Source organism: Paraburkholderia gardini, assembly GCF_907164545.1.
Classification (GTDB): Bacteria; Pseudomonadota; Gammaproteobacteria; order Burkholderiales; family Burkholderiaceae; genus Paraburkholderia; species Paraburkholderia gardini.
The window spans coordinates 47,246-62,156 of the sequence record NZ_CAJQZB010000024.1; the positions used below are offsets into that span (position 1 = coordinate 47,246).

The following is a 14,911-nucleotide window of genomic DNA, read 5'->3' on the forward strand; positions in this document are numbered from 1 at the left end:
AGCGTGCGCTTTTCTCGATGAGAGATCATTTGCTCTGTGTGTGAACGAATGATCGTATCCGGCGAATCGAAAGTCAAGGCAATGCGAGGCGCTTTCTGTGGCGCAGCGCGGCGTGAAAGGCTTTTCGCGCGTTGCCGGTAGCGGTGTGCAGTGCGCCAACGCAGCCGCCAGACTCTGGCTGCTGCGGTGCATCAAATTTGACCTTTTGCGGGTCAGTGCTTACCCCGATGCAAAAAAGTATCGGTAAACGGTTTCATTTTGAGTGGATAGAAACGCGGTTGACGTCTACTTTTCGCTATACAAGATGAAGTGTCGCGGCGCACTGTGCAGGAGGCACCCGCACAGGTCGCGGGCGCCCAACGTCCAATGGAGGAAGACACGGGATGATCGCGATCGCACCGGCATCGAAGGCCGTCCCCCGCCTGCAACGGAGTTTGCATGCGGCTGCTGCCGCATGAAGCGCACGCGACGTCATCAGGAGGGCTCCGTGCAACCCGATCTCGAACTGGTAGCCGTACGCCGCGACGAATCGTTCAAGGTGTGGTCGCACGGTTATCCATATCGCACCGTGCGCTGGCACTTTCACCCTGAATACGAGATTCACCTGATCACCGCGACGACGGGCAAGGTGTTCGTCGGCGATTACATCGGCAGTTTTGCGCCGGGCAATCTGGTGATGACGGGCCCGAATCTCCCGCACAACTGGGTCAGCGAAGTGCCGCGCGGCGAGACCGTCGAGCAGCGCTGTCTCGTGCTGCAGTTCGGCGCCGATTTCATCGCGAAGTGCATCGATACGTTTCCCGAGTTGAGGCACATCGAAACGATGCTCGAGGATTCGCGCTCGGGCCTGCTGTTCGACGAAGCCGCCGGTGAGGCCGCGAAGCCCGTGTTGACGGAACTGCTCCACGCGCATGGCTTCCGGCGCATCACGCTGTTCCTGCAACTGCTCGAACTGCTCGCGCAATGCACCGGGCGCAGGACGCTTGCGAGCGCGGCCTGGCAAACCGATCCGTCGGGCTATGCATCGACGCGCATCAATCACGCGCTGGCGTATATCGGCAAGAACCTCGCGCAGCCGATGCGCGAAGCCGATCTCGCGCAGCTTGCCGGACAAAGCGTCAGCGCGTTCTCGCGTTACTTTCGCCGCCATACCGGCCTGCCGTTCGTGCAGTACGTCAACCGTCTGCGCATCAACATGGCGTGCCAGCTGCTGATGTCGGACGAATTGAGCATCACCGATATCTGCTATCAGGTCGGCTTTAACAACCTGTCGAATTTCAACCGCCAGTTCCTGCTGCTGAAAGGGATGCCGCCGTCGAAGTTCCGCGCGTACCAGCAGCTCAATGCCGCAAGCGCCGTGGGGCCGGAAGCACCGCCGGCGAGGCCCGCTGAAACAGTGGCGTCGTTTGCCGCCGGGTGACCGTGCTCACCTCACACGATCCGGCGACGCTCCCGCAGACACCGGCCGGCGCGCGCTGCGAACGCTGAAGCGTTACTGCGCCGCTTCAAAGCACCGTGCGCACGTGCCACAGTTCCGGAAACAGTACGACGTCGAGCATCTTGCGCAGATACGGCGCGCCGCTCGTGCCGCCCGTGCCCTGCTTGAAACCGATGATCCGCTCGACGGTCGTCACGTGCCGGAAACGCCACTGGCGAAACGCGTCTTCCAGATCGACCAGCTCTTCGGCCATCTCGTACAGTTCCCAGTGCTGCGATGGATTGCGATACACCTCGAGCCATGCCGCTTCGACGGATGCGTCGTGCGTGGTGGGTTGCGTCCAGTCCCGTTCGAGCCGCACCGGATCGATCGCGAAACCGCGGCGCGCGAGCAGACGGATCACTTCGTCATAGAACGACGGCGCTTCGAGCGTGGCCTGCACTTCGGCGAGCACATCGGGGCGATGCACGTGAGGCTTCAGCATCTGCACGTTCTTGTTGCCGAGCAGGAATTCCAGCTGCCGGTACTGATACGACTGAAAACCGGACGACGCGCCCAGGTAAGGCCGCATCGCGGTGTATTCAGAGGGCGTCATCGTCGCGAGTACGCTCCACGCCTGCACGAGCTGTTCGAGGATGCGCGATACGCGTGCGAGCATCTTGAACGCCGGCGGCAGTCTGTCGCCATGCACGGAGGCGAGCGCGCCGCGCAGTTCGTAGAGCGCGAGCTTCATCCACAGCTCGCTTGTCTGATGCTGGATGATGAACAGCATCTCGTTGTGATCCGGCGAAAGCGGATGCTGCGCCGACAGGATCGATCCGAGCGACAGATAGTCGCCGTAACTCATCGACTTCGAGAAATCGAGTTGCGCGTCGTGCCAGCCTTCGGCGCTGGATGGTGGAACGTGGGGTGCATGGGCGCTCGTGGTCGTGCCATGTCCGAACGGACAGCCTTGCGAGGGTTCGTCGCCGGGCAACTGCATGTGATCGGTCATTGCGTGCTCCTCAGGTCACCGCGCCGCGCGTCGCGAATTCGGGCGCGCGCCAGGTTTCGTTCGCGAGCACGTCGCGCAGCGTTTCGACCGCGTCCCATACGTCGACGTAGCGCGTATAGAGCGGCGTGAAGCCGAACCGCAGCACGTGCGGTTCGCGATAATCGCCGATCACGCCGCGTGCGATCAGCGCCTGCATCACTTCGTAGCCGTTCGGATGCTCGAAGCTCGCATGCGAGCCGCGCTGCGCGTGCTCGCGCGGCGTGACGAGCGTCAGCGGAAATTCACCGCAGCGTGACTCGACGAGTGCGATGAAGAGATCCGTCAGCGCCAGCGACTTTTTGCGGATCGCCTGCATGTCGGTCTGCAGGAACACGTCGAGACCGCATTCGACGAGCGCCATCGAAACCATCGGCTGCGTGCCGCACAGAAAGCGGCCGATGCCGTCGTCCGGACGGTACGTGGGGTTCATTTCGAACGGCGCGCGATGTCCCCACCAGCCCGAAAGCGGTTGCGAAAACGCGTTCTGATGCTGCTCCGCGACCCACACGAACGCGGGCGAGCCGGGCCCGCCGTTCAGATACTTGTACGTACAACCGACGGCATAGTCCGCGTTCGCGCCGTTCAGATCGACCGGCACCGCGCCGGCCGAATGGGCGAGATCCCAGAGCGCAAGCGCACCCGCGTCGTGGATCATCTTCGTCAACGCGGGCATGTCGTGCATGTAGCCCGTGCGGTAGTTCACGTGCGTGATCATCGCGATGGCCGTGTCGTCGCCGAGCGCGGCGGGCAGCTCCGACGGATCGTCGATCAGACGGAGTTCGTAGCCGCGGTCGAGCTGTTCGATCAGACCTTGCGCGATATACAGATCGGTCGGGAAATTCGAGCGCTCCGATACGATCACGCGACGCTTCGGATCGCGACTGTGCTGCAGGCGCAGCGCCGCGGACAGCAGCTTGAACAGGTTGATCGAAATCGTATCGGTGACGACCACTTCGTTTTCCCCCGCGCCGATCAGCGGCGCGAGCTTGTCGCCGAGCCGTCGCGGCAACGCGAACCAGCCGGCGCTGTTCCAGCTGCGGATCAGGCCTTCGCCCCATTCGGCGGCGATGACGGTCTGCGCGCGCTGTGCCGCGGCGGCCGGCGCGACGCCGAGCGAGTTGCCGTCGAGGTAGATCGTCGCGGTGGGCAAGGCGAATTCGTCGCGCAATGCGGCGAGCGGGTCGGCGCTGTCCAGCGCCACGGCTTCTTCACGGGTATTCATGATGATCCAGTCAAAGGGTATTCGGATGAGTTAGCGCGCGGTGCGCCCAAACGCGATCCATCGGATTCAAGCGTTCAAAGAGCACGTAGCACGGCGCGTACCGGGCTCGCATCGAGTGTCGTGAATTTGAGCGGCAGCGCGATGAGTTCGTAGTCGCCTTCTTCGACGGCATCCAGCACGATGCCTTCGAGAATCGCCATCCGGTGCGCGCGGACGCGGTGATGGGCGTCCATCGTCTTCGATTCCTGCGGATCGAGCGAAGGCGTGTCGATGCCGATCAGCTGGACGCCGCGCGAAGCCAGCAGGTCGATCGTCTCCGGGGCCACCGCGCAGAACGCGCTGTCCCATGCGGTGACCGGCGCGCGCTCGTAGGTGCGCAGCAGCACGCGCGGCGGCAGCGTTTCACCCTGGTCCAGTGCGGCGGCGATGTGCGCGGGCGTGACCCGCGGCGCGGCGCCGATGCAATGAATCACGCGACACCGGCCGATATACGCATCCAGCGGCACGGCGCCGATCGCGACGCCTACGGCGTCGTAGTGCAGCGGCGCGTCGGTATGGGCGCCGGTATGCGGCGACAGTGTCATCCGCGCAACATTCACCGGCGAGCCGGCTTCCATGCGCCAGACACGCTCGATGCCGACCGGCGTATCGCCCGGCCAGACGGGCGTGGCGGGGTCGACCGGCGGGGTGATATCCCAGAGTCTGTTCATGTCTCCATCGTCATATCGATCCAATCCTGAAATGATAGGCGCGACCCCGCGAAATGTGATTGCGAAAAAATCACCTTCTTTGGCCTGTCCTGGAACATAATTTGAGATAAATGGGAAAGGGAGACCGAATATGAACGCGATCTCGCTCGACGCCACCGATTGCCGTATCCTGGCGGTGCTGCAGCATGAAGGACGGATCAGCAACCTCGATCTGGCAGAACGGATTTCGCTGTCCCCTTCCGCCTGTCTCAGGCGGTTGCGTCTGCTGGAAGAGCAGGGCGTCATCGAACGTTATCGGGCGTGCCTGAACCGCGAGGTGCTGGGCTTCGAGCTGGAAGCGTTCGTGCAGGTATCGATGCGCAACGACCAGGAGAACTGGCACGAGCGTTTCGCGGAGGCGGTGCGGGACTGGCCGGAGGTGGTCGGCGCGTTCGTCGTGACGGGGGAGAGCCACTATGTGCTGCGCGTGCTGGCGCACAACCTCAAGCACTATTCGGACTTCGTGCTGAGCCGGTTGTACAAGGCGCCCGGCGTGATGGATATCCGTTCGAACATCGTGCTGCAGACGCTCAAGGAAGATTCGGGCGTGCCGGTCGAACTGGTATCAGGCGCAAGCGCCGGCGTGGCAACGGCGAAGTAACCGCCGCGATGGCAGGAGCGGCATCCTCGTGCGGGCGGGCGGGGGTTCGTCTGGGTCCTGCGTTTGCAGCGACCAGGCTGGCAGGCCCGGCGCCCACGGCGCTCAGAGCGGTCCGAGAGAGTGGAAGCTGCCGTTCTGGAACACAAGCGGCTGGGTTTCGCCCGTCTGGTCGGTGAAACCGCAACGCTCCACTTCGCCGACGAAAATCACGTGATCGCCTTCTTCGTAGCGGCTGCGGTTGTGGCACTCGAACCATGCGATCGCGCCGTCGAGCACCGGCATGCCGGAGTCGCCGGCCGCGTGCGAGACACCTTCGAAGCGGTCGCCCTTGACGGTGGCGAAGCGCTTGCACAGGTCGAGCTGTGACGCCGCCAGCACGTTCACGACATAATGACTGTTCTCGCGAAACACCGGCATCGAAGCCGAGCGGGTCGCGAGGCTCCAGAGCACTAGCGGCGGCGTCATCGAAACCGAGTTGAACGAACTGGCGGTGATGCCGATGAGCTGGCCGGACGGCGCGCGCGTGGTGATCACCGTGACGCCGGTGGCGAACTGGCTGAGTGCGCGCCTGAACGCATCCTGGTCGAAATTGGGCGGGCTCGCGGGTTTCATCGGACGAGGGCTCCGGATGCGGGCAGTGCGAGCGGTGTGGACGGTACAGCGCGCCGGGCAGGAAAAATTGATTCGAAAGTCATGTAGAAAATTGGCGAATTGCCCCAATTCTATCGGAATCGCGGGCAGGCCAGCCGCGCACCTCTGCCGGCATACGCAAAAGCCGCCAGGCTGGACAGATTCCGCCGGAATCGCTGCGCGGGCGGCACGTACGGCGCGGCATTGAGTAAGGAGTGGTCAGCATGAGTCAGGCAAGCGAAACCGCCATCCTCGGCGGCGGATGTTTCTGGTGCCTCGAAGCGGTCTACCTGGGTGTCGACGGCGTGAACGCCGTGGAATCGGGCTACGCGGGCGGTCAGGTCGACCAGCCGACCTACGAGCAGGTCTGCGACGGCGACACCGGCCATGCGGAAGTGGTGAAGGTCGACTTCGATCCGTCGAAGATCAGCTATCGCGAGATTCTCGATATTTTCTTCGCGATCCACGATCCGACGCAGTTGAATCGCCAGGGCAACGATGTCGGCACGCAATACCGGTCGGTGATCTTCACTCACGCGGATGCACAGCGTGAGGTGGCGGAACAGGCGATCCGCGAGATCGCCGCCGAAGGCATTTACGACGGCAAGATCGTCACACAGGTACTGCCGCTCGACGGCAATTACTGGCCGGCCGAGGCGTATCACCAGAACTACTTCGCGCAGCATCCGGACCAGGGCTATTGCGCGTTCGTTGTCGCGCCGAAGGTCGCGAAATTCCGCCAGAAGTTCGCGCACCGCATCAAGGCGAGCTAATCTCCGGCACGGTTGCCCGTGACAGGCCCAGACCTGTCACGGCGCCCGCGTCAGCGCATCACTGCGGCCTGTCGTACATGTATCGCCGCGACCACTGCAGCGTTTTCGCGCTGCGACCGGCCTTGCGGCAGACCACCTGAAAGATCGAGACGTCGTCGTTTTCGAACGCGTATGCGCAACCCGCCAGGTATACGCGCCAGATGCGGAATTTCTCGTCGTCGACGAGACTGCGCGCGGCGTCCGCATGCGTTTCGAAATTCTCGGCCCAGATATCGAGTGTGCGCGCATAGTGCCGGCGCAGGCTTTCGACGTCGACCGCCTCCAGCCCGCCACGCTGCATCGCTTCGAGCGCGAGACTGATGTGCGGCAACTCGCCGTCCGGAAACACATAGCGGTCGATGAACTCGCCGCCACCGAGCGCCGTTTCGCCGCTGTCATAGTCGGTCGACGTGATGCCGTGATTCATCGCGATGCCGTCGTCGACGAGCAGATCGTGGATCCTCTGGAAATAGCCCGGCAGATTCTTGCGCCCGACGTGTTCGAACATGCCGACGCTCGTGATCCGGTCGAACTGGCCTTCGATGTCACGGTAATCCTGCAGGCGGATTTCGATCTGGTCTTCGAGCCCGGCGGCTTTCACGCGCGCCGTCGCGAGATCGAACTGGTTCTGCGACAGCGTCACGCCGGTGCACTTCGCGCCGAACTTCTGCGCGGCGCGCAGCACGAGCGCACCCCAGCCGCAGCCGATGTCGAGCAGACGCTGGCCCGGCTGCAACTGGATTTTCGTCAGGATGTGATCGATCTTCTTGATCTGCGCGGTGGCCAGGTCCTCATTGCCGTTCTCGAAGTACGCGCATGAGTACACCATGTTCTCGTCGAGCCAGAGCTGATAGAACTCGTTCGAGACATCGTAGTGATACTGGATCGCTTTCTTGTCGGACGTTTTCGAGTGACTGAAGTAGCGTCGCACGCGCGCGAGCTTGCCGGCGCTGGTCACCGTGCTGCGTGCGAGCGAATAGCCGATGTTGATGATGTCCGACAGCTTGCCTTCGATGTCGATCTTGCCCTTCACGTACGCCTCGCCGAGATTGTCGAGGCTCGGTTCGAGCAGATAGGGCAACGCCGTCGCGCTTTTCACGTGCAGCGTGACCCGGGGCGCGGCGAACTGTCCAAAGTCGTGCTGCTGGCCGTCCCACAGCACGAGACGTGCCGGCAGGTTGGCCGTGCTTCTTACATCTTCTGCCCACTGCGCCAGCTTCTTCTCCCAGAACATGTGATGTCTCCCGTGTCCAATGAAATCAAAGCAAAGCCTGTGGATCGCTGCATGTCGCGGCGTGCCTCCGATGCCGCATGACCACGCGATCCGGCCTGTCGACGCGGCCGCCCGGCGAGGGCGTTCCACGCACCGGCATTCGTTATGACGTCAAGGCGACAACCGCGCGATTTGCCAGTCGCCAGCGGTGGTGCGCGTAAATAGCAGACGGTCGTGCATACGTGACGGCCGTCCCTGCCAGAATTCGATAGCGTCCGGTATGAGCCGGTAACCGCCCCAGTGCGGCGGACGCGGCGGATCATCGCCAAAGCGTTCGCTGAAGTCGCGCTCGCGTGCTTCGAGCACGGTGCGGCTTTCAATTACCTGACTCTGTTCGGATGCCCAGGCACCGATGCGCGAACTGGCCGGACGGGACGCGAAGTACGCATCGCTTTCGGCTTCGCTCGTCTTGACGACGGTGCCCTCGATACGCACCTGGCGCTCGAGTTCGATCCAGTAAAAGAGCAGGCTGGCGCGCGGGTTCTCCGCAAGCGCGCGGCCCTTGCGGCTTTCGTAATTCGTGAAGAAGGTAAAGCCGCGCTCGTCCACGCCCTTGATGAGCACGATGCGCGCCGAAGGGCGGCCGTGACCGTCGACGGTCGCGAGTGTCATCGTGTTCGGCTCGGGGAGCTTTGCGTCGAGTGCCTGCGCGAACCACCTGTCGAACTGGCGGATCGGGTCGCGGTCGACATCGGCTTCGTCCAGCGAACCGAGTGAGTAATTCTTCCGGAGTTCGGCGAGGGTCGTCATGTTCTTATGCGAGCGCTACAGTGGGGTCAGTATAGCGAAGGAACGAAAAATCTGCGCTGCGTCCTGTCGACCAGAGATAGCGCTTTAGCGCTTACTCCGGTCCCATGCAGATGGTTGCCGCCAACGCGGCGACGCCGCATCCACAGGCAGGCGTGCCTCCGGCCGCCGACCTGAAAGCAGATGTTCAGGCAGAATACGGGCTGCGCTGTCCAGCCGAGGCATGGCCGCGCATCAGTCATATCAAGCCAGCTTCAAGCCGTGCAAGCAGGTAGAAGCCCGTATCCGTCAGGTCCCCGATCATGTCCACGCCGCACGCCACCGCTCCTTCCGACGCATTATCCGATGTTACTACCGGCATCGACGGCAGTGAATCCGCCGGTCACGCCAGGCGTTTCGGCGGCATCGCGCGGCTGTACGGCACGCCGGCGCTGGCGGCGTTCGAACGGGCGCATGTGGCGGTGATCGGCATCGGCGGCGTCGGGTCGTGGGCTGCCGAGGCGCTGGCACGCAGCGCCATCGGGACGCTCACGCTGATCGATCTCGACAACGTCGCGGAAAGCAACACGAACCGGCAGATCCACGCGCTCGACGGCAACTATGGCAAGCCGAAAGTCGAAGCGATGGCGGAGCGCATCAGGTCAATCAATCCGCGGTGCGACGTGCGTCTCGTCGAGGACTTTATCGAGCCGGACAATTTCGCGCCGGTGCTGGGCGGCGGCGGTTTCGACTTTGTCGTCGATGCGATCGACAGCGTGCGCACGAAGACCGCGCTGATCGCCTGGTGCGTCGAGCAGAAGCTGCCGCTTGTCACCGTCGGCGGCGCGGGCGGCCAGCTCGATCCGACACGCATCCGTATCGACGATCTTGCGCTGACGATCCAGGACCCGCTGCTCTCGAAAGTGCGCGCGCAACTGCGCAAGCAGCACGGTTTTCCGCGCGGCCCGAAGGCGAAGTTCAAGGTGAGTGCCGTGTATTCGGACGAGCCGCTGATCTATCCGGAAGCCGCCGTCTGCGATATCGACGAGGAAGCGGAGCACGTCACGACGTCGCCGGGACACACCGGGCCGGTGGGTCTCAATTGCGCGGGTTTCGGATCGAGCGTGTGCGTGACGGCGAGTTTCGGATTCGCCGCGGTCGCGCATGTGCTGCGCGCGCTCGCCCAGCAGGCAAACGGGAAATAGCCCGCGGCGCGAAGCGCCCGCGCGCACCGCACGCACAAAAAACGCGACCCGCGGGTCGCGTTTTTTCATCGTGCCGGCTGAACGCAAGCGCGCAGGCGCGGACGATCAGTTCAGCGCCGCGCTCAGCTTGCGTCGCCACTGTGCGACGAGTTCGTGCTGATGCGCCGCGAGATCGAACACGGACAGCATCGTCTTGCGGCCGATGTCCTCGCGGAACGTGCGGTCTCGCTGCACGATCACGAGCAGCTGCTCCAGCGCCTCGGCGTACTTGCGTCGCGCGATGAAGGCGCTCGCCAGATCGAAACGCGCTTCCAGATCGTCCGGTTGTGCGGCGACACGTGTTTCGAGCGCGTCGGTGGGCGGCAGGTCGGCGGCGGCGTCCACTGCGTCGAGTCGCGTCTTGATCGCGTTGAAGCGGGCGTCGATGCCCTGCGTTGTTTTCGGCGACAGCAGATCGACTTCGTTGCGCGCCTCGTCGAAGCGGTTCTGCGAGAGCAGCAGTTCGATCAGGTCGAGGCGTGCATCGTCGTAACCCGGATCGAATGCGAGCGCCGCTTTCAGGTGATCGTGCGCCTCTTCGAGACGCCCCTCAGCGATGGCGATCTGCGCGTGATTGCGTTCGGCATCCGCGGAATCCGGCACCAGGCGGTCGAGAAATTCGCGCAGCTGGCCTTCCGCCAGCACGCCGACGAACTGGTCGACCGGGCGGCCATCGGCGAACGCGATGACGTGCGGAATGCTGCGCACCTGAAAGTGCGCGGCGAGTTCCTGATTTTCATCGACGTTCACCTTCACGAGCGTCCATTTGCCCGCGTATTCGGCTTCGAGCTTTTCGAGCATCGGCCCGAGCGTCTTGCACGGGCCGCACCACGGCGCCCAGAAATCGACCAGCACCGGTGCCAGCGTCGAGCCTGCGATCACGTCTTTTTCAAAGGTGGCTAGCGTGGTATCCATTGCATCCTCGTCGGAAAAACTGTCTCGGGGGAAAATGGGGACGTTTATCCCGAATTCAATGCAGAGTTACTGCGCCTTGCGTTCGGGTAGCGGAATCCATTCCGTCTCGCCCGGCACATTACCCATTTCCTGGTTCGTCCACGCGGTTTTGGCACGCTCGATCTTCTCACGCGAACTCGCGACGAAATTCCATTCGATGAAGCGCTCGCCTTCGAGTTTCTCGCCGCCCAGCAGCATCACGGTCGCGCCGTTCGCGCTCGCGAGCGTGACCGTCTCGCCCGGCGTCAGCACGGCCATCTGGCCCGCTTCGAGCGACTCGCCGTCGATTTGCAGATCGCCTTCGACCAGATAGACGCCACGCTCGTCGTGTTCCGGCTCGAGTGCGAACGCGCTGCCCGCGTTGAACGTTGCGGCGACGTAGAGCGTGCCAGAAAACGTCGTCGCGGGCGACGTGTGACCAAACGCGGTGCCGGCGATCACACGCAGCGTGACGCCGTTGCGTTCGATCTGCGGCAGCGTCGCGGCGGCGTGATGCTCGAACGACGGCTCGTCGTCCTCGTGCGCGAGCGGCAGCGCGACCCACGTCTGGATGCCGTGCATCGTCAGGCCGCGGCCGCGGTCTTCGGCGGGCGTGCGCTCCGAATGCACGATGCCGCGGCCGGATGTCATCCAGTTCACGTCGCCGGGGACGATCTTCTGCTCCGAGCCGAGGCTGTCGCGATGCATGATCGCGCCTTCGAACAGATAGGTGACGGTAGCGAGGCCGATATGCGGATGCGGCCGCACGTCGAGTCCGACGTCGGGCGCGAGCGTCGCCGGGCCCATATGATCGAAGAAGATGAACGGCCCGATGAGCCGCGCGGCCATCGCGGGCAGCACGCGCCGCACGGTGAGACTGCCGACGTCGCGCAGATGGGGCTTGAGAACCGCTTTGATCGGGGAAGACATGGCGTGGGTTCCAGGCGTGTGCGTTTGAGGGGACAGGTGATTCTAACGCCCGCACGCGACCGGTGGCGGCTCGACTGAAACCCGCGCCGGTAGCGGCGCGCCCTGATGCGGTCAGAAAGCGCAGCCAGAAAAAGCGCAGGACTGGACATGTGGGACGCGCATCGCCCTGCGCTTTGCGCGGTGTGCTCCGTTACACTTCGAAGCTCACAGAGCGAAACCCGGAACGGGAGGAAGCTGGAATGTCGCCGAAGGACCTTTTACTGGCGCTGGTCGTCGTGGTTGCATGGGGTGTCAACTTCGTGGTGATCAAGGTGGGCCTGCATGGCGTGCCGCCGATGCTGCTCGGCGCGTTGCGCTTCCTGCTCGCCGCCGTACCGGCTGTCTTCTTCGTCAAACGTCCGCGGATCCCGTTGCGCTGGCTGTTCGCTTACGGCGCGACGATCTCCTTTGGACAGTTCGCGTTTCTGTTCACCGCGATGTACGTCGGCATGCCGGCCGGGCTTGCTTCGCTCGTGCTGCAGGCCCAGGCGTTCTTCACGCTGCTGTTCGCGGTGATGTTCCTGAACGAGCGCCTGCGGGTGCAGAATCTTGCCGGCCTGCTGATCGCGGCTGTCGGCCTTGCGGTGATCGGCATGCAGGGCGGCCATTCGATGACCCTCGCGGGTTTTGTGCTGACGCTATGCGCGGCGGTTTCGTGGGCGCTCGGCAATATCGTCACGAAGAAAGCAGGGAAGGTCGATCTGGTCGGGCTCGTGGTGTGGGCGAGCCTGATCCCGCCCGTGCCGTTTTTCGTGCTGTCGTATTGCCTTGAAGGACCGCAACGGATCGGGGCCGCGCTCACGGGTATCGGCGCGCAGTCGATTTTTGCGATCGTCTACCTTGCGTTCATCGCGACGCTGCTCGGCTATGGACTGTGGAGCCGCCTGCTGTCGCGCTATCCGGCCAGTCAGGTCGCGCCGTTCTCGCTGCTCGTGCCGATTGTCGGGCTGGCGTCGGCGTCGCTCTTTCTCGACGAGCATCTGTCGCAGGCACAGATTGTCGGCGCCGCGCTCGTGATGGCCGGCCTCGCCGTGAATGTGTTCGGCGGATGGGTCGTGCAAAGGTTCACGGCGGCGCGCTGAGCGCCGGATTGGCAGGCCCGCGTGCAGCGAGCGACTAAAGGCAACGCAACGCATAACGGCCGCACGAAGCGGCCGTTATGCGTTGCAGCGTGACGCCAGCAGAAAGAAGCGTTACGTCATGCGGTTTTTCGCGAGCGGCGGATTCGCCGCGAAATAACGTTTGATGCCGGTCAGGATCGCGTCGGCCATGCGGTCGCGATAGGCGTTGTCGTTCAGGCGCTTCTCTTCGTCCGGGTTGCTGATGAACGCGGTCTCGACGAGAATCGACGGAATATCCGGTGCCTTCAGCACGGCAAAGCCGGCCTGCTCGACCAATCCCTTGTGCAACCTGTTGATGTCGCCGATTTCCTTCAGCACGAAGTTGCCGTAGCGCATCGAATCGCGGATCTGTGCCGTGGTCGACATGTCGAAGAGCGCGCGGTTCACGGTGGCATCGTTCGACTTGATGTTGATGCCGCCGATCTGGTCCGATGCGTTTTCCTTGTTCGCCATCCATCGTGCGGCCGCGCTCGATGCGCCGTGCTCGGAGAGCGCGAACACCGAAGAGCCGCGCGCGGAAGGATCGGTGAACGCATCGGCGTGAATCGACACGAAGAGATCCGCACCGACGCGTCGCGCCTTCTGCACGCGCACGTTGAGCGGCACGAAGAAGTCGGCATCGCGCGTCATCATCGCGCGCATGTTCGGCTGCGCGTCGATTTTCGCGCGCAGTTTCTTCGCGACGTCGAGCGCGATGTGCTTTTCGTAGGTACCCGCGCTGCCGATCGCGCCGGGATCCTCGCCGCCGTGGCCCGGATCGATCGCGACCGTCAGGAGACGCACCGTGTTGCCCCTGCCGGACTTCGGCGTGGTGAAACTGTACGTGTCGTCGCCGCCATCGCCGCTGTCGTTGTCGCGCGCGATCGCAACTGGCGGCTGTGTCGGCTTCGGAACGGCCGGATGCGGCCCTGGTGCCGGCGAGAGATGCGCGGGCGGACGCGGCATATCTGGCGACGACGTCGAAGGCCCGCCTTCCTGCGCGTAACGCTGGAAGAACGCGTCGCTGTCGCTGAGCGGCGGCGTGGCTGGCCCGCTGAGCGTGGCAGGCGGCGCGTTGTTTTCGTTGAGCCGCTGTTCCTTGCGCTCGGTCTGCGCGAGGAGATCCATCAGCGGGTCCGGCGGGATCGCCGGATACAGGTCGAACACGAGCCGGTATTTATACGTGCCGACCGGCGGCAACGTGAACACCTGCGGCTTCACCGAGCCCTTCAGGTCGAACACCATGCGCACCACGTGCGGCTGGTATTGCCCGACGCGCACCGACTGGATCTGCGGATCGTTCGGCGTGATCTTCGAGACGAGATCGCGCAGCGCCTGGTCGAGATCGAGCCCATTCAGATCGACGACGAGCCGGTCGGGATCCTGCAGCAACTGCTGCGCGTTCTGCAGCGGCTGGTCTGATTCGATCGTGACACGTGTGTAGTCGCGAGCGGGCCAGACGCGCACGCCGAGCACCGAACTGGCCCACGCAAGACGCGGTGCGACGAGTCCGAGCACGAGCGTCGACGCGCCTGCACGCAGAATCTGCCGGCGTCGCCAGTTATGCGTGGCGGTAGCGGCCGATTCGATCGAGCGGAACGGTTTGATCAACATCTTTGGAGACATGCCTTTCCTGATTCGCTGAATGCGCGCGCGACGAGAAGGCGCCCTTCGCCCTCCACATCGAGCGAGAAGACGAGATCCGGCACGCCCAGCAGGGTGCCCGCGCGTTGCGGCCATTCGACGAGGCAGATCGCGCCGCTGTCGAAATATTCGCGAAAGCCCGCGTCGGCCCATTCGGCCGGATCGGTAAAACGATAGAGATCGAAGTGATACAGCTCAAGTTCCCCATCGGGCCTCTCGACCGCGTACGGTTCGACGAGCGTATAGGTCGGACTGCGCACGCGTCCGCTGTGACCGAGCGCGCGGAGTGTCGCGCGAACGAGCGTGGTTTTGCCCGCGCCGAGATCGCCCGTCAACTGCACCTGCAAGCCGTGAAATGCACGCGCGCCGCCGTGTTCGCCGGCGGCCTTGCGTACGCTTTCGATAGCGTGAGCGAAGCGCGCGCCGAAAGCGCTGGTGGCGGCTTCGTCCGCGAGCGCGAGGTGGCGTTCGAGCAGGACCGGAGCGGCGGGCGTGATGGCTTGATCGGGCTGGTCGGGCATTCTCGTAAAATGGCGT

The 14,911-nt window shown here is 63.8% G+C and carries 15 protein-coding genes; 5 read left to right on the forward strand and 10 right to left on the reverse strand.

Annotation, left to right across the window (positions count from 1 at the left end):
• Positions 1–487: 487 nt before the first annotated feature.
• Positions 488–1,420 (forward strand): AraC family transcriptional regulator, encoded by a 933-nt coding sequence (locus LPA37_RS17360; protein ID WP_228976845.1) that lies wholly within the window; start codon positions 488–490, stop codon positions 1,418–1,420.
• Between the two features lie 85 nt (positions 1,421–1,505).
• Here LPA37_RS17360 and kynA read toward each other — a convergent pair whose 3' ends face one another.
• The 3 genes from kynA to kynB all read right to left on the reverse strand — a co-directional run bounded on the left by kynA (position 1,506) and on the right by kynB (position 4,403).
• Positions 1,506–2,432, reverse strand: a complete 927-nt coding sequence (gene kynA / locus LPA37_RS17365; RefSeq protein WP_229013199.1) for a tryptophan 2,3-dioxygenase — start codon at positions 2,430–2,432, stop codon at positions 1,506–1,508.
• Positions 2,433–2,442: 10 nt separating this feature from the next.
• The gene (gene kynU / locus LPA37_RS17370) at positions 2,443–3,693 is read right to left on the reverse strand and encodes a kynureninase (RefSeq protein ID WP_228976849.1); all 1,251 of its coding nucleotides are present in this window, start codon (positions 3,691–3,693) and stop codon (positions 2,443–2,445) included.
• Positions 3,694–3,767: 74 nt separating this feature from the next.
• The gene (kynB, locus tag LPA37_RS17375; protein WP_229013200.1) at positions 3,768–4,403 is read right to left on the reverse strand and encodes an arylformamidase; all 636 of its coding nucleotides are present in this window, start codon (positions 4,401–4,403) and stop codon (positions 3,768–3,770) included.
• Between the two features lie 130 nt (positions 4,404–4,533).
• Here kynB and LPA37_RS17380 point away from each other — a divergent pair, with 130 nt between their 5' ends.
• Positions 4,534–5,043 carry an Lrp/AsnC family transcriptional regulator gene (locus LPA37_RS17380; protein ID WP_228976853.1) on the forward strand — a complete coding sequence of 170 codons (510 nt, stop codon included), beginning with the start codon at positions 4,534–4,536 and terminating at the stop codon, positions 5,041–5,043.
• 102 nt (positions 5,044–5,145) lie between these two features.
• On the opposite strand, the gene LPA37_RS17385 is transcribed toward LPA37_RS17380, so the two are convergent.
• On the reverse strand, positions 5,146–5,655 hold the full coding sequence (locus LPA37_RS17385) for a flavin reductase family protein (protein WP_228976854.1): 510 nt from the start codon (positions 5,653–5,655) through the stop codon (positions 5,146–5,148).
• A 242-nt stretch (positions 5,656–5,897) separates the two neighbouring features.
• On the opposite strand from LPA37_RS17385, the gene msrA reads away from it, so the two are divergent.
• Positions 5,898–6,446 carry a peptide-methionine (S)-S-oxide reductase MsrA gene (msrA, locus tag LPA37_RS17390; RefSeq protein ID WP_228976856.1) on the forward strand — a complete coding sequence of 183 codons (549 nt, stop codon included), beginning with the start codon at positions 5,898–5,900 and terminating at the stop codon, positions 6,444–6,446.
• Positions 6,447–6,504: 58 nt separating this feature from the next.
• On the opposite strand, the gene LPA37_RS17395 is transcribed toward msrA, so the two are convergent.
• Entirely contained in the window at positions 6,505–7,719 is a 1,215-nt protein-coding gene (locus LPA37_RS17395; RefSeq protein ID WP_228976858.1) for an SAM-dependent methyltransferase, read from the reverse strand.
• A 150-nt stretch (positions 7,720–7,869) separates the two neighbouring features.
• Positions 7,870–8,508 (reverse strand): pyridoxamine 5'-phosphate oxidase, encoded by a 639-nt coding sequence (gene pdxH / locus LPA37_RS17400; protein WP_228976860.1) that lies wholly within the window; start codon positions 8,506–8,508, stop codon positions 7,870–7,872.
• Between the two features lie 299 nt (positions 8,509–8,807).
• Between pdxH and tcdA the strand changes: the two genes are divergently transcribed.
• Positions 8,808–9,689 (forward strand): tRNA cyclic N6-threonylcarbamoyladenosine(37) synthase TcdA, encoded by an 882-nt coding sequence (gene tcdA / locus LPA37_RS17405; RefSeq protein WP_228976862.1) that lies wholly within the window; start codon positions 8,808–8,810, stop codon positions 9,687–9,689.
• A gap of 105 nt (positions 9,690–9,794) precedes the next feature.
• Here the strand turns inward: tcdA and trxA are convergent, their stop codons facing one another.
• Positions 9,795–10,643, reverse strand: a complete 849-nt coding sequence (gene trxA / locus LPA37_RS17410) for a thioredoxin (RefSeq protein WP_228976863.1) — start codon at positions 10,641–10,643, stop codon at positions 9,795–9,797.
• A 66-nt stretch (positions 10,644–10,709) separates the two neighbouring features.
• Entirely contained in the window at positions 10,710–11,591 is an 882-nt protein-coding gene (locus LPA37_RS17415) for a pirin family protein (RefSeq protein WP_229013201.1), read from the reverse strand.
• 239 nt (positions 11,592–11,830) lie between these two features.
• Here LPA37_RS17415 and LPA37_RS17420 point away from each other — a divergent pair, with 239 nt between their 5' ends.
• Positions 11,831–12,712, forward strand: coding sequence for an EamA family transporter (locus LPA37_RS17420; RefSeq protein WP_229013202.1), 882 nt, complete (start codon positions 11,831–11,833; stop codon positions 12,710–12,712).
• 111 nt (positions 12,713–12,823) lie between these two features.
• Here the strand turns inward: LPA37_RS17420 and LPA37_RS17425 are convergent, their stop codons facing one another.
• Together LPA37_RS17425 and tsaE are read right to left on the reverse strand one after the other, a co-directional pair.
• Positions 12,824–14,356, reverse strand: a complete 1,533-nt coding sequence (locus LPA37_RS17425) for an N-acetylmuramoyl-L-alanine amidase (protein ID WP_229013203.1) — start codon at positions 14,354–14,356, stop codon at positions 12,824–12,826.
• Positions 14,338–14,895 carry a tRNA (adenosine(37)-N6)-threonylcarbamoyltransferase complex ATPase subunit type 1 TsaE gene (tsaE, locus tag LPA37_RS17430; protein ID WP_228976870.1) on the reverse strand — a complete coding sequence of 186 codons (558 nt, stop codon included), beginning with the start codon at positions 14,893–14,895 and terminating at the stop codon, positions 14,338–14,340. The genes LPA37_RS17425 and tsaE overlap by 19 nt, the downstream gene beginning before the upstream one ends.
• Between the last annotated feature and the right edge of the window lie 16 nt (positions 14,896–14,911).

Excerpts from the sequence above, each read along its gene's own strand:
- kynA (WP_229013199.1), bottom strand. The coding sequence starts at position 2,432 with ATGACCGATCACATGCAGTTGCCCGGCGACGAACCCTCGCAAGGCTGT.
- kynU (WP_228976849.1), bottom strand. The coding sequence starts at position 3,693 with ATGAATACCCGTGAAGAAGCCGTGGCGCTGGACAGCGCCGACCCGCTC.
- kynB (WP_229013200.1), bottom strand. The coding sequence starts at position 4,403 with ATGAACAGACTCTGGGATATCACCCCGCCGGTCGACCCCGCCACGCCC.
- LPA37_RS17380 (WP_228976853.1), top strand. The coding sequence starts at position 4,534 with ATGAACGCGATCTCGCTCGACGCCACCGATTGCCGTATCCTGGCGGTG.
- LPA37_RS17385 (WP_228976854.1), bottom strand. The coding sequence starts at position 5,655 with ATGAAACCCGCGAGCCCGCCCAATTTCGACCAGGATGCGTTCAGGCGC.
- msrA (WP_228976856.1), top strand. The coding sequence starts at position 5,898 with ATGAGTCAGGCAAGCGAAACCGCCATCCTCGGCGGCGGATGTTTCTGG.
- LPA37_RS17395 (WP_228976858.1), bottom strand. The coding sequence starts at position 7,719 with ATGTTCTGGGAGAAGAAGCTGGCGCAGTGGGCAGAAGATGTAAGAAGC.
- pdxH (WP_228976860.1), bottom strand. The coding sequence starts at position 8,508 with ATGACGACCCTCGCCGAACTCCGGAAGAATTACTCACTCGGTTCGCTG.
- tcdA (WP_228976862.1), top strand. The coding sequence starts at position 8,808 with ATGTCCACGCCGCACGCCACCGCTCCTTCCGACGCATTATCCGATGTT.
- trxA (WP_228976863.1), bottom strand. The coding sequence starts at position 10,643 with ATGGATACCACGCTAGCCACCTTTGAAAAAGACGTGATCGCAGGCTCG.
- LPA37_RS17415 (WP_229013201.1), bottom strand. The coding sequence starts at position 11,591 with ATGTCTTCCCCGATCAAAGCGGTTCTCAAGCCCCATCTGCGCGACGTC.
- LPA37_RS17420 (WP_229013202.1), top strand. The coding sequence starts at position 11,831 with ATGTCGCCGAAGGACCTTTTACTGGCGCTGGTCGTCGTGGTTGCATGG.
- LPA37_RS17425 (WP_229013203.1), bottom strand. The coding sequence starts at position 14,356 with ATGTCTCCAAAGATGTTGATCAAACCGTTCCGCTCGATCGAATCGGCC.
- tsaE (WP_228976870.1), bottom strand. The coding sequence starts at position 14,895 with ATGCCCGACCAGCCCGATCAAGCCATCACGCCCGCCGCTCCGGTCCTG.